Source organism: Tenuifilum sp. (genome assembly GCF_037481895.1).
Lineage (GTDB): Bacteria > Bacteroidota > Bacteroidia > Bacteroidales > Tenuifilaceae > Tenuifilum > Tenuifilum osseticum.
The window spans coordinates 42672-54907 of sequence record NZ_JBBFKU010000003.1; the positions used below are offsets into that span (position 1 = coordinate 42672).

At 43.3% G+C, this 12236-nt stretch carries 13 protein-coding genes; 5 read left to right on the plus strand and 8 right to left on the minus strand.

All coding sequences use genetic code 11. The features are described 5' to 3' along the window. Positions 1-98: 98 nt before the first annotated feature. The 5 genes from yihA to WHS63_RS01550 all read left to right on the plus strand — a co-directional run bounded on the left by yihA (position 99) and on the right by WHS63_RS01550 (position 3432). Positions 99-716, plus strand: coding sequence for a ribosome biogenesis GTP-binding protein YihA/YsxC (gene yihA, locus WHS63_RS01530; protein ID WP_445203581.1), 618 nt, complete (start codon positions 99-101; stop codon positions 714-716). Positions 717-771: 55 nt separating this feature from the next. Next, positions 772-1716 carry a ribose-phosphate diphosphokinase gene (locus tag WHS63_RS01535; protein ID WP_445198654.1) on the plus strand — a complete coding sequence of 315 codons (945 nt, stop codon included), beginning with the start codon at positions 772-774 and terminating at the stop codon, positions 1714-1716. A 129-nt stretch (positions 1717-1845) separates the two neighbouring features. Next, positions 1846-2421 (plus strand): 50S ribosomal protein L25/general stress protein Ctc, encoded by a 576-nt coding sequence (locus WHS63_RS01540; RefSeq protein ID WP_369489281.1) that lies wholly within the window; start codon positions 1846-1848, stop codon positions 2419-2421. 11 nt (positions 2422-2432) lie between these two features. Next, complete coding sequence (pth, locus tag WHS63_RS01545; RefSeq protein WP_445198655.1) at positions 2433-2996, plus strand: aminoacyl-tRNA hydrolase; 564 nt, start codon at positions 2433-2435, stop codon at positions 2994-2996. 10 nt (positions 2997-3006) lie between these two features. Next, entirely contained in the window at positions 3007-3432 is a 426-nt protein-coding gene (locus WHS63_RS01550) for an RNA-binding S4 domain-containing protein (protein ID WP_445198656.1), read from the plus strand. 58 nt (positions 3433-3490) lie between these two features. On the opposite strand, the gene WHS63_RS01555 is transcribed toward WHS63_RS01550, so the two are convergent. The 8 genes from WHS63_RS01555 to WHS63_RS01590 all read right to left on the minus strand — a co-directional run bounded on the left by WHS63_RS01555 (position 3491) and on the right by WHS63_RS01590 (position 12161). Further along, the gene (locus WHS63_RS01555) at positions 3491-4009 is read right to left on the minus strand and encodes a flavin reductase family protein (protein WP_445203582.1); all 519 of its coding nucleotides are present in this window, start codon (positions 4007-4009) and stop codon (positions 3491-3493) included. Between the two features lie 17 nt (positions 4010-4026). After that, on the minus strand, positions 4027-4899 hold the full coding sequence (locus WHS63_RS01560) for a VIT1/CCC1 transporter family protein (protein ID WP_369489285.1): 873 nt from the start codon (positions 4897-4899) through the stop codon (positions 4027-4029). Positions 4900-4909: 10 nt separating this feature from the next. Beyond that, on the minus strand, positions 4910-5656 hold the full coding sequence (locus WHS63_RS01565) for a copper homeostasis protein CutC (RefSeq protein WP_445198658.1): 747 nt from the start codon (positions 5654-5656) through the stop codon (positions 4910-4912). Positions 5657-5659: 3 nt separating this feature from the next. Further along, positions 5660-8308 (minus strand): transglutaminase domain-containing protein, encoded by a 2649-nt coding sequence (locus WHS63_RS01570; RefSeq protein WP_445203583.1) that lies wholly within the window; start codon positions 8306-8308, stop codon positions 5660-5662. Positions 8309-8523: 215 nt separating this feature from the next. Further along, entirely contained in the window at positions 8524-9546 is a 1023-nt protein-coding gene (gene recA, locus WHS63_RS01575) for a recombinase RecA (protein ID WP_445203584.1), read from the minus strand. Further along, positions 9547-10017 (minus strand): thioredoxin-dependent thiol peroxidase, encoded by a 471-nt coding sequence (gene bcp, locus WHS63_RS01580; protein ID WP_445203585.1) that lies wholly within the window; start codon positions 10015-10017, stop codon positions 9547-9549. A gap of 308 nt (positions 10018-10325) precedes the next feature. After that, positions 10326-10961 carry a CPBP family intramembrane glutamic endopeptidase gene (locus WHS63_RS01585; protein WP_445203586.1) on the minus strand — a complete coding sequence of 212 codons (636 nt, stop codon included), beginning with the start codon at positions 10959-10961 and terminating at the stop codon, positions 10326-10328. Positions 10962-10973: 12 nt separating this feature from the next. After that, positions 10974-12161 (minus strand): ATP-binding protein, encoded by a 1188-nt coding sequence (locus WHS63_RS01590; RefSeq protein ID WP_445203587.1) that lies wholly within the window; start codon positions 12159-12161, stop codon positions 10974-10976. Positions 12162-12236 lie beyond the last annotated feature (75 nt).

The window sequence follows — 12236 nt, forward strand, 5'->3', positions numbered from 1 at the left end:
AAACAATTTTTTTTATTCACAAAAAGTTGATTTTCTTTCCGATGGGTTGTATCTTTGAAACCGATCTGGGACAAATTGTTTAACTAAAATTTTAAGCTATGGTGATTCGAACAGCTAAGTTTGTGGCTAGTTATCCTAGTGTGCAAAAGTGCCCAAAAACCGATTTGCCTGAGTACGCATTTATCGGTCGTTCCAATGTGGGTAAATCGTCGCTCATTAACATGCTCACCTGCACCAAGGCCTTGGCTAAAGTTTCGCAAACACCGGGCAAAACACAACTCATCAACTATTACCTCATAAACGACTCATGGCACCTGGTCGATTTGCCAGGTTATGGCTATGCTAAGGTATCGAAGGGTGAGCGCGAAAAGTTCTCGGATATAGTGCTTAACTACATACTCAAGCGGGAGAATATGCACCTGCTTTTTGTTCTTATCGATTCCCGCCTTGAACCTCAGGATATCGACATCCAGTTTATTAATTGGCTTGGAGTTAACCAGGTTCCATTTGCCCTTGTTTTCACCAAAACCGATAAGGTTTCCAGCATGGTGCTTGAGCAGAACATTGAGCTGCACAAAAAAGTGCTACATGAATCGTGGGAGGAACTACCTCCAATTTTTACAACATCGTGTGTAACTCGCACAGGACGTGAGGATGTGCTTAATTACATTGATTCGGTTTTTCGGGAAGCAAAAATAACTCATTGCCAGGTGTAGAACATGAGCTATAAAATTTGTAAATTTGCGAGCATTAACGGAAAAAAATCCTAAAATGCACAGCAAGCACCAAATAAAGTTCTTCACCGGACGTAGCTCGCGTTATCTTGCCGAAAGAATAGCTCAAAGTTTTGGAATTCCACTCGGAAAATCAACCCTAACCGTTTTTAGCGATGGTGAGTTTCAACCCTCATTCGATGAGTCGGTTAGGGGATGTACTGTTTTTATCATTCAGTCAACCTTTCCACCGGTTGATAATCTTTTTGAGTTGCTACTGATGATTGATGCTGCTCATAGAGCCTCAGCGTATAAGGTGGTGGCTGTGATGCCTTACTTTGGTTGGGCAAGGCAGGATCGTAAGGATAAACCCCGTGTTGCCATTGGCGCAAAGTTGGTTGCCAATATGCTCGTTGCAGCAGGTGCCGATCGTGTAATGACCATGGACCTACATGCCGACCAGATTCAGGGCTTTTTCGATGTGCCGGTTGATCATCTTTACGCGTCATCAATATTTGTCCCCTATATCAAGAGTCTTAATTTGGAAAACATTGCGATTGCAGCTCCCGATATGGGTGGAGCAAAGCGAGCCAACGCATACTCTCGATTCCTAAACTCATCGCTGGCTGTTTGCCACAAGAACCGCGAGAAAGCAAACCAGGTAGGTGAGATGACTGTTATTGGCGATATTGAGGGTAAGCATGTAATTATTCTGGACGATATGGTGGATACCGCCGGTACCCTTACCATGGCTGCCGATTTGATGATGGGTAAAGGGGCGGCATCGGTACGAGCTTTTGCTACGCATCCCGTTCTTTCAGGCTCTGCCTATGAGCGCATTCGCGACTCAAAGCTTACCGAACTGGTTGTTACCGATACCATACCCCTGCGTACCGATAAGGATACTTCCAAAATTAAGGTGCTTTCGGTTGCTGAGCTTTTTGCCGACGTTATCAATAAGGTTTACAACTACCAGTCAATCAGCGAAAAGTTCATCATTTAGTTTTAAATATTTTTTTTACTATCTTTGCAGCCCATTTCCCTCATGATAGGGTACGATGGGGGGCTGGTTATGCAATTGAGGGACAGCCCTGAGTAGTACCTAAGTAATAACAAAAATTATCAAGAGTAAATGAAAACAATTGAACTTTCAGCAGCCCCTAGAACCGAAACCGGTAAAAAAGCTGCTAAGCACAGCCGCAAGTCGGAGCTTGTACCCGCCGTTATTTACGGTGCTGGTGAGAACATTATGATTTCGTTAGGCGAGAAGGAACTCAAGAAGGTGATTTACACACCTATTGTTTACCTTGTAAAGCTTAACGTTGATGGTAAAATGCACGATGCTATTATTAAAGAGGTTCAGTACCATCCTGTTACCGATAAGATTCTACACGTTGACTTCCTTAAGGTTTCGGAGAACAAACCTATAACCATTGGTTTACCAGTTAACCTGGTTGGACAGGCTGAGGGTGTTAAGGCTGGTGGAAAACTTTTGCAGGTAGTGCGCAAAATTAGGGTAAAAGGTTTAGCTAAGGACCTGCCCGATGCCATCTCCATTGATGTTACCCATCTTGGAATTGGCAAGAGCATTATGGTAGCTGAACTAAGTTTTGATAAGTTTACTGTGGTTGAGCCTAAGAGCATGGTAATTGCTACCATTAAATCGACCCGTGCTGCTCGCGAAGCTCAGCAGGAACAAGCTAAATAAGTAGTTCAGAATTGAAGTATTTAATTACCGGGTTAGGGAATATTGGAAGTGAGTATTCCAACACCCGACATAATGTAGGATTTATGGTGTTGGACGCTCTTGCTAAGGCGTCCAACATTACTTTTGCCGATGCCCGCTACGGCTTTGTTGCTCAGCTCAAGCACAAAGGGCGGACATTTGTACTCCTTAAACCCTCAACCTACATGAACCTTAGCGGTAAAGCGGTAAACTACTGGTTGCAAAAGGAAAATATCCCATTGGAAAACCTCTTGGTGGTAGTTGACGATATTGCCTTACCCCTTGGCGCAATAAGGTTAAGACCTAAAGGTAGCGACGGTGGCCATAACGGGTTGAGGAATATAAACGACGTGCTGGGCACACAGGATTATGCCCGTCTTCGTTTTGGAATTGGTAATGGATTTAGTCGTGGCCGCCAGGTCGATTACGTTTTGGGTGAGTGGACCGATGAGGAGCTGAAGGTACTGCCCGAACGGCTAACGTTGGCCGGCGAGGCTGTGCTTGCCTTTGGCACAATTGGTATTGAACGCTCCATGAACCTTTACAATAGCCGATAGAATGCCGACCATGAGGGTTGATAAGTGGTTGTGGTTTGTGAGGGTATTTAAAACAAGAACCCTTGCTACCGAGTATTGCCGCAAAGGTCGGGTAACCCGTAATGGGATTGAGGTAAAACCCTCGCAGGATATTAATGTAGGTGATACATTAAAGGTTCGAAAACCCCCGGTGACCTATACATTCAGGGTGAAAGACCTACCCAAAAACCGGCTTGGCGCCAAGTTGGTTGAATCGTATATGGAAAACTTAACTCCTCCCGAGGAGTTACAGAAACTTGACCCATCGTTCATGGCATTCAACATACACCGCGAACGCGGAACAGGCCGCCCCACAAAAAAGGAACGTCGCGAGATTGATGAACTATTCGATTCCGGTTTCGGGGGCTTTGATTGGGATAGCTTTGAGCCTGATGCCGACGATGAATCCAATGAGTAAGGAGTCTTTTGATTCAAGCTATTACTCGCTGCTGTATTGTTACATTTCCTTTAAGCCATCAACCCTCTTTTTTGAATACCGATGTGATTTCAGCGATAAATAGCCTATGGAAATCGCTTTTAGGGTAGTGCTTACTGATGATTTCCTTATCGAGAAAGTTCTCGGGTTTGATATCATCGATATAAAGTTTTCGGCATTCAATCACCAGTCGGGCCTCCTGAAAGGCTATGGCCTTAAGCGATTCGGCAATGGTTAATCCCGCTGCCTTAGTTTTATCGATATCGCGACCCGATTTGCTGCCACATAGCTCCAGTGCCGAACGCCATTTCTCTTCAAAAAAGTTGAGGGTAAAGTAATCGTTTTGCTCCACAAACTGCAATGTGTAGCGCTGAGGGCGTATGAATACAAATGCCACCGGTTTATTCCATAGTATTCCAAATCCTCCCCACGAGGCTGTCATGCTGTTATGTTTATCCTTGCTGCCAGCAAGTATTAGCATCCATTGATTGTCGAGCAGGTCGAAGGTGTTTTCATTTAACTCGAAAGGCGAAATGAACTTGTAATTTCTTGGTTCCATATCAATTTTTGTTTAATTCAGTCAATAGGAATTCCCAGGTAGTTTCGAACCAGCAAGCCTATACCAAAGGTTAGCGCTGAAACTCCTAAGCTAATAACAACCATTTCAAGGAACCTATGCTTAAAGTTGAGGTTTTTAGCTACTGCAATGTAGAAGTTGAAGGCGAAAATGATGGCTATTGCAAGCAGAAGTGTTGTTGCTAGGGCTAGCATGTAGCTTGTGAGCAGTAGAAAAGGGCTAATCAGTATTGCAACGGTAAATATATAAGCCAAACCAGTATAAATTGCCGATTTACCCGCGTGTCGGTCATCATTTTCAGTTTTAACGGAAAGGTACTGCGATGCTGCCATTGAGAGCGAAGCGGCAATACCCGTAATAAGTCCGGCAACTGCAATGAGTCGGGTGTTTTGCATGGCAAGGCTAAAGCCAGCTAAAGCGCCGGTTAGTTCAACCAGCGCATCGTTTAGCCCAAGAACCATTGAGCCAGCATAATCAAGTCTCTCTTCCTGAATTAATGCAATTAGCTGGTCTTCATGTTCCTCTTCGGATTTTTTTACGGCTTCGGCTTCGGGCATGTAGGGTATTACTCGTTCGTAAACATCCTGAATTTTTGCCTCCTGTCGCTCCATAAGCCTTAAGGCGAATGTAAGCCCAAGTATTTTCCCGCAAATGGTGAAAAACCATACTACAGTTTTTTGAGGGGCAACATCAACCCCCGATATCTGTTTGAAAATATTGTAGTGCTTAAGTTCCTCACCAGCAATTTTTGCTAAAACAGTTTTATTGTTTTTGTCGTTTGTTGATTTAGCCAGATTCTTATAAACCTGGTAGCCTGTAATTTCCTCTCGCTGGAATAGTTTTGCATGCTTTACAAGTTCTTCTCTAGTCATTGGTTAGTATTTACTTTTTGTTGAAGTATTGTTTTAGTTTTGCCACAGTGCTGGCAATGGTTTCGGCATTGGTTTGCTGAACGGTATTTTCCGGAAGCAATGCCGAAACAAATGAAAGTCCGGTATGGTTGGTATTGTACCGGGCTACAATTTCGCTGCCGCTCATATGGAACTGGTTTACACCATTCTGTGCTAGCTCTAAGATATTGCTGTGATTAATCCCTCCTCCGGCAATTAGGGCTATTTTGTTACCTCCCTCGGCAATTAACTGCCTTATCAGGTCTAAACCATCAACAGCCTTGTTTTTTTGCCCTGACGTTAGTAGGAAATTGCATCCACATTCGATAATTTCATTTAGTGCTTTGAAAGGTTCGGGCATTATGTCGAAGGCGCGGTGAAAGGTAAAGGTCATTGGTTTGGCTGCCCAAACCAGTTCTTTAGTTCTTTCCTTATCAAGAGTACCATTCGCCCGGAGTATACCGCTAACAACCCCTTTTACCCCAAGTTTTTTGCATGCCTCAATATCGCGGAGCATTTGACGGAATTCCATATCGGAGTACACAAAGTCGCCGGGGCGGGGACGAATAAGAACGTGAACCGGAATATTTAGCTGGTTAAGGGTTTCGGCAATGCATCCAAACGATGGGGTGGTACCCCCAACGTAAAGGTTCTCACAGAGTTCTATTCGATTTGCTCCGCCTTTTTGAGCGTTAATGGCACTCTCTACAGAGTTGGCGCAAACCTCAAGGGTAAACATCGTTTACTGCTTTAGTGCTGAAAGTAGCTGTTCGCCAAGGTTTATGCTATAACCCGATGAATGATATACTATCTCTCCGTTGTTGTTCACAACAAGAACAACAGGGTATTCCAGCTGTTTGCCAACTGCCTGCCCTACCTTAGCCTCAAATTGACCATTTATATCGTTCCCGAGGGTAATGGTATTGGGGTAGGGCTTTCCATCGAAAATGGATGTCAAATCGGTTTTTGCCGATTTGCCACTTGCCAGAATAAGGGCAATACTATTTCCTATGCCACTAAACTCGCTACATAGGCTGCTGATATCGCGAAGCAAATGCTTTGTAGGTTCAGCAAGCGGGTCGATAATGGCAACTATTGCTGGTTTATCCTTGGTAATCTGTTCAATTGTTTGGGGGTTCTGGATAAAAGGTATGGTGATATCGGTGGTAATGGTTCCCAAAACCATTTTCTCGGTTTGGGTTGATGGGATGGTTAGTGTAAATTGTATCTTTTTGCCACTTTCAACCCTGACGTAGTAAACATTGCAGTTAACTGCTCCCGATTTATGCCTGTTACCGGTTACTATCCGGTAATAACCCTCTGGGAGTTCAAGTGCTGCAGGGAATTTGTTGAATAAAGGACTTTCCTCATAATCAAGGGTTGAGTACTTTCCCTTTTCGAACCGTGCAATGGTGAAGTGTGTGTAGTACTTTGGCTGTTCAACAGCCGAGTTTTTATCGAGGTTGATAATTAGCATCCCGGTTGGTGTTGTGGCCTGTGTCTCTTTTACATCGGCGATATTTACATCAATCCACTTCCCTTTCATGAAGTACTGAGGTTTTTTTGATGCTGGCTCCAATCGGGCAGCTATTCCAAAACTGCGACATGCTGCTACAAAGAAAATAGCCATGGAATATTCATCGGCGCGGCGAATCCGGTAAACGCTTTCAGGGCTTAACGGCACACGGTAGTAATTGCTTTCGGTGTCAAGTGTTACAAACTCTTTAATCCATTGGGCAATGTTTTGAGGATTGTTTCGGAAAAAACCAATCTCCTCAAAGGTAAAGGCATCCTGCAAGAAACTGCGCCAGGGTGTAATAAATTCTCGGCCAATCCGGGGCGAAAGAATGTAGCTGTCAAACTCTTTAACCATGCGGCTTTCAAGCAGGGCAGGGAAAGAATCGATTCGTGAAAGGTGGTCGAAAAGTACATCGGTGGTAATATCGCGTAAATCCTTTTCCCGAAGAGTTGAAATCAAGGCCACTCCAACTGAGATGTCTTTAGTGTCCAAGTTCTTTATGTAGTTGTAAATCTCATTCCAGTTGCCGCGGCTTTTTGAAAGCCATTTCCATGTTTCATCAATGCTGATACCCTTTTCCATGGCCAAATTGGCTGCTGAAGCCGAGTCAATAAAGGTGCTTATGAAATTACTACGAATTTCATTCCCCTGTTTAACCCTGCGGTTGTGTTCATCGGCTGTACTTTCATCGTATGGTGGAATAGTTTGTTCGTCGGGTGGGGTAAGGGTTAATGAAAGGTTTGTAAAAGGAATTTCCTTTTTGAGTGTCAGGTAGATATCGTTTTGGTTTCTGTCGGCCTTGGAAAAGGCATAGGTGTTATCCTTTTGTGCCCAAACCATCAAGTCGCCAAACCCTGTGGTCAAAGTACAAAAGCCTTTTGCATTGGTTTGCAGGGTGGCTATGGGGTAAAACTCGGCGTAGTTGTAAAGCTGGTATTCAACCTTTGCGCCCTCAACCGGGTTTCCGGTGCTATCGGTTACGGTAACGGTGAGTTTACGGGTAGGGGCATAGTTAGGCATAAGGTTAATCTCAGTGTAATAGTTGGTTTGTTTAAGTTGTTCCTCAGGGCCATTGTATTTGCCAAAAACAAAAGTACGTGTCATCATGGCTCGTTTGGCAGGTCCTGCAAACCATCCACGGTCAAGTTCAGGCTCAGGTTCGCATGCGCCTAAGAAGTGCCATTTACCATCGACCCATATCTCCACCCAGGCGTGATTGTCGTCGGTGTGAGCCCAACGGGGTGTGTAGACCTGACGTGCTGGTATGCCTACTGAACGATAGGCTGCTACTGCAAATGTCGATTCCTCGCCACAGCGGCCAAAGGCTGAACGAACGGCTGTTAGGGGCCCACATGTGCGCTCATCGGTCGATTGGTAGGTAACCTTTTCGTGACACCAGTAATTAACCTCAAGCGCAGCCTGGTATGTATCGAGGCCCAGAAGGCGCTCCTTTAGCTCCTCAAAGAAAATCTCGCGGGCGTTATCGGTGTACTCGTTGTTAACCCTGTAAGGTAGGACAAAGTGAAGGAATATATCAGCTGGCACTTTCCTTGCCCACTTAAATTCTTTCCCCGCTTTTAGCGCTAGCTGAACGTTCTTCAGAACATACTCTGGTGAGTGCATCGCTAAATCGCTTAGTGGCATGTATGCGTAAAGAAACTCAAACCCCTCGCGCTCTTTAGTGGTAAGTTCTGAGTTGATTATTTTAAAAATGGATGAATCGTAGGTGGCAATTAGCTTGACCCTTTCCTCGAATTGGGCATGAACCTCTTTGCGTTTATCGCTGCCTTTGATGAGGTGGCGGTTAAGAATGGTATCGCAGGAGCTAAGGATTATAAGCAGCAATGCGCTGATAGTTACAATCTTCTTCATGTTGTAAACTGTTTGTAATCAAAAAATAAATGTAAGTAATTTTTCGATTCAAACCTAAAGGTGTTGGGTAAATTGTGATTTTATGCAATAATAAAAGAAAACTGCCTCAAAAAGATTTTTTTGTTCAGGCTAAGTATTGAACGCAATGCTGAGATAGGTTCAAAACGGTTGCCCTTTATCTTTTTAAGGCAGTATCGTGTGGTTAATGTTTTGTTTTACTGCGCTTTGAGCGTTTCCCTGATTTTTGCTTCAATCTCGTTTGATAGTTCTGGATTATCGAGCAGGAGCTGGCGAACAGCATCGCGGCCTTGACCAAGTTTAGTTTCGCCATAGCTGAACCATGAACCGCTTTTCTTGATGATATTCAGTTCAACGCCAAGGTCAATGATTTCACCTGTTTTGGATATTCCCTCACCAAAAATAATATCGAACTCGGCTTTGCGGAATGGGGGCGCAACCTTGTTCTTAACAATTTTAACCCTAACGCGGTTACCGGTCGATTCCTCTCCATCCTTAAGCTGGTTCAGCTTACGGATATCAACACGAACCGAAGCGTAGAACTTGAGGGCATTCCCACCGGTGGTGGTTTCAGGGTTGCCAAACATTACGCCAATTTTGTCGCGTAGCTGGTTGATGAAAATACAGCAGGTGTTGGTTTTGCTGATGGTGGCAGTGAGCTTACGCAACGCTTGCGACATCAGTCGGGCTTGAAGGCCCATCTTGCTATCGCCCATATCGCCTTCAATTTCAGCTTTAGGGGTAAGGGCAGCCACCGAGTCGATGACAATGATGTCAATTGAGCCTGAGCGGATAAGGTTATCGGCAATTTCAAGGGCTTGCTCACCGTTATCGGGCTGGGCAAAAAGTAGATTCTCCACATCAACGCCAAGCTTCTCGGCATAGGTGCGGTCAAAAGCATGTTCCGCATCGATGATGGCGGCAAGGCCGCCTTGCTTTTGAGCTTCGGCAATGGCGTGGATGGCAAGAGTGGTCTTACCCGACGATTCGGGGCCGTAGATTTCAACCACTCGCCCACGGGGATAACCACCAACCCCAAGGGCTACATCGAGCGCTATTGACCCTGATGAGATGACTGGCACTTCCGATACGGCTTTATCGCCAAGCCTCATTATTGAACCCTTACCAAAATCCTTCTCAATTTTATCGATTGTCGATTGAAGGGCCTTTAGCTTTTCCTTGTTAATTTCCTTGCGTTCCTTGTTTTCAGTTGCTTCCATTTACTTATTTATTTCGGATAGTATTTGTTTTACGTGTTCCTTGGTATCAACCTTATTAAAAACATGTGTGATAGTGCCATTTTCATTTATCACATATGTTGTGCGGAGAATACCAAAGTATGCTTTACCGTACATCTTTTTCTCACCCCATGCTTTATACTTTTCGGCAATCGCATGGTCTTCGTCGGCTATTAAGCGGAAAGGCAGGTTGTATTTATGGATAAAATTTTTGTGCGATTTCTCGGAATCGGGGCTAACGCCAACCACTTCCATGCCTAAGCTCTGTAAATCATCATAACCATCGCGTAAGCTGCAAGCTTCAGCGGTACAACCGCTGGTGTTGTCCTTGGGGTAAAAGTAAAGGATCAACTTTTTTCCCTTAAAATCCGATAGTTTAATGGTTTTACCATCCTGATCCTTCCCAGTGAATTCAGGAGCCAAATCGCCTGGTTTTAAGATTGTTGTCGCCATAGTAATCTGTTTGTAAAGTTAATTTTTTGTTTGTTAAATAGAAATGCCTTAGGCATTTATTTATTAACAAGCTGCAAGGTGTTTGGTTTTAAAAAATGAAAGTTAGTTAACCTCAACAAAAACTATTAATGTTCATATCCTTTTGTAAACTATGCGATAAATGCTCTTTTTAATCCTGAGCAAATACATTAATGTTATTATAACGATTTTCAGTTACCGGCAAACGGGAAAATCCGCTCATTGGGGTAAAAACTATTCAGTGCAGGCTTGAATTGATGGTTTTAAATATGGCTAGTTCTATAATAGCACTAAAAATCGGGTACATAAAAGAAGTAGCCTAATCCAATGGTAAATAGGAAATTGCCAACAATTGCATGCTCTAATGATACTACTAGTATTGAGCGATGTTTAAAGTAGCTGTATGCCCAAACAAAACCGATTATGGTAGCTCCAGCAACAGCTATCCAGTTTCTAAAAATTATATGGAGTAATCCAAAAAGAACCCCATTTAATGTGACAACAATTTTATCGTTTTTGAAAAGGGGGGTGTATCGGTGGAAGAAAAACCCACGGTATATAACTTCCTGCGTAAAGGCTGACCAAATGGGGTAAAAAATCATGATTAGTAGCCAAAGCTCTGTCCTATGTAATGGTAAGTAAAAAAGTTGCTCACCAGGAAGAAAGATAACACTCAGTAAACTTATTGCCAGTAGCGAAATGAGAATACGCAAGCTAAGCGTTCTCCAGCTTTTGTATCCATTAAATCCAAACGATTTTTTACTAAACGATTTGGTGGTGAGTAAATAAAATAGTGCAATTAAAAACACTACTAAAAGCGGAATGCTTTTGGGTAGTTTCAGGTTGTTAAAGTAGAAAGCTACAGGTAGCCCAACAAAAAGGGCAACCAGTTCAATCCACCGAACAATTTTTGGAATCGGTGCCATTACTGGAAATGGTTATTTGGGTAATTCAACAATTACTGTTGTCCCTTTGTTTGGTTCGGAGATAAATTTAAGGTTGCCTTTTAGCTTGTTGGTTAACTCTTTGCAGGTAAACAGACCTATTCCAGTACCTTTTTCGTTATCGGTTCCTCTGCTTGATTGATAATTCTTAAAAAGATTTTTAAGCTGTTCGGCTGTCATACCAATACCATTATCAACAATTTTGATGGAAAGGATGGTGGGCTCATTGCTAACCTGGATTTTTATTTCACCTTCCGGGTAAGTGAACTTTATAGCGTTTGAAACCAGATTACGAATGATGACAGCCAGCATATCGGGGTCGGTGTTTACCATAAGTTCACTGGGAACTTCTTCTGTTAGCGTGATTCGTTTTTTTTGCCAAATGGGGCGCAGAACGTTTACCTGCTTTTGTATCAGGGAGTCTATTGGGACTTCCCTGTATTTGGGCTCAATGGCATTGGAGTTTAGCTTTGCCCAGTTTAGAAGATTCTCGGTTAAATCGTAAAGGTTGTGGGCAAGGTCGTTTAGCAGCTGAAGGCGAAGCTGAAAATACTCCTTGTTTTCAAAGTCGTCCTCAAAGTTCATCAGCATAAGGTCAGTTATTCCCAGGAAGGCGTTGAATGGACTTTTAAGGTCGTGCGACACAATAGAGAAAAGTTTTGAAAGCGATTGGTTCATTTCTTTTAGCTGCTGGTTCTGCTTTTCCAGCTCCTGTTGTTTGATAATAAGCTGATTCTTAAGTTCCCTGTTTTGCTTGAGTACAGCCGATAGGGGCACACTTTCGCCCTCCTGTTGCATTTCTGTGGGCTGCGACCAATGTCCGTGAATAATTTTCCACTCACCCTTTTCTTTACGTAGAATGGCAGTTGTTCTATTGTTTGTGTATTCAAACTCGCCGGTTGGGAGCAGGAACTTCATGTCAACTAAACCCATTACATAGGCCGAATCGGGTGTAATGGGACATACCTTTAAAGTTTTAAACTGATAGGTAAAAGGTTCGGGCGCCTGGGCGAATTCCCGACGAAATAGTTCAGTTGAGTGCTGATATGTTACGCTGAACTCATCTACTCCGGTTCCAATCATGTTAAAATCAGGAGAAAACGCATTAAGCGTATCTTCGAGCTTGCGTTGAACATAATTTTCAAAATACTTCAGGTACGCCTGCTTAACTTCGTTCTCCATTTTATTCAAATTGAATCTCAAATTTAAAAATCAAAAGTTGTATTATGCAAACTCTTTCTGTTCTTTTTTGTAAAG

Excerpts from the sequence above, each read along its gene's own strand:
- yihA (WP_445203581.1), top strand. The coding sequence starts at position 99 with ATGGTGATTCGAACAGCTAAGTTTGTGGCTAGTTATCCTAGTGTGCAA.
- WHS63_RS01535 (WP_445198654.1), top strand. The coding sequence starts at position 772 with ATGCACAGCAAGCACCAAATAAAGTTCTTCACCGGACGTAGCTCGCGT.
- WHS63_RS01540 (WP_369489281.1), top strand. The coding sequence starts at position 1,846 with ATGAAAACAATTGAACTTTCAGCAGCCCCTAGAACCGAAACCGGTAAA.
- WHS63_RS01550 (WP_445198656.1), top strand. The coding sequence starts at position 3,007 with ATGAGGGTTGATAAGTGGTTGTGGTTTGTGAGGGTATTTAAAACAAGA.
- WHS63_RS01555 (WP_445203582.1), bottom strand. The coding sequence starts at position 4,009 with ATGGAACCAAGAAATTACAAGTTCATTTCGCCTTTCGAGTTAAATGAA.
- WHS63_RS01560 (WP_369489285.1), bottom strand. The coding sequence starts at position 4,899 with ATGACTAGAGAAGAACTTGTAAAGCATGCAAAACTATTCCAGCGAGAG.
- WHS63_RS01565 (WP_445198658.1), bottom strand. The coding sequence starts at position 5,656 with ATGTTTACCCTTGAGGTTTGCGCCAACTCTGTAGAGAGTGCCATTAAC.
- WHS63_RS01570 (WP_445203583.1), bottom strand. The coding sequence starts at position 8,308 with ATGAAGAAGATTGTAACTATCAGCGCATTGCTGCTTATAATCCTTAGC.
- recA (WP_445203584.1), bottom strand. The coding sequence starts at position 9,546 with ATGGAAGCAACTGAAAACAAGGAACGCAAGGAAATTAACAAGGAAAAG.
- bcp (WP_445203585.1), bottom strand. The coding sequence starts at position 10,017 with ATGGCGACAACAATCTTAAAACCAGGCGATTTGGCTCCTGAATTCACT.
- WHS63_RS01585 (WP_445203586.1), bottom strand. The coding sequence starts at position 10,961 with ATGGCACCGATTCCAAAAATTGTTCGGTGGATTGAACTGGTTGCCCTT.
- WHS63_RS01590 (WP_445203587.1), bottom strand. The coding sequence starts at position 12,161 with ATGGAGAACGAAGTTAAGCAGGCGTACCTGAAGTATTTTGAAAATTAT.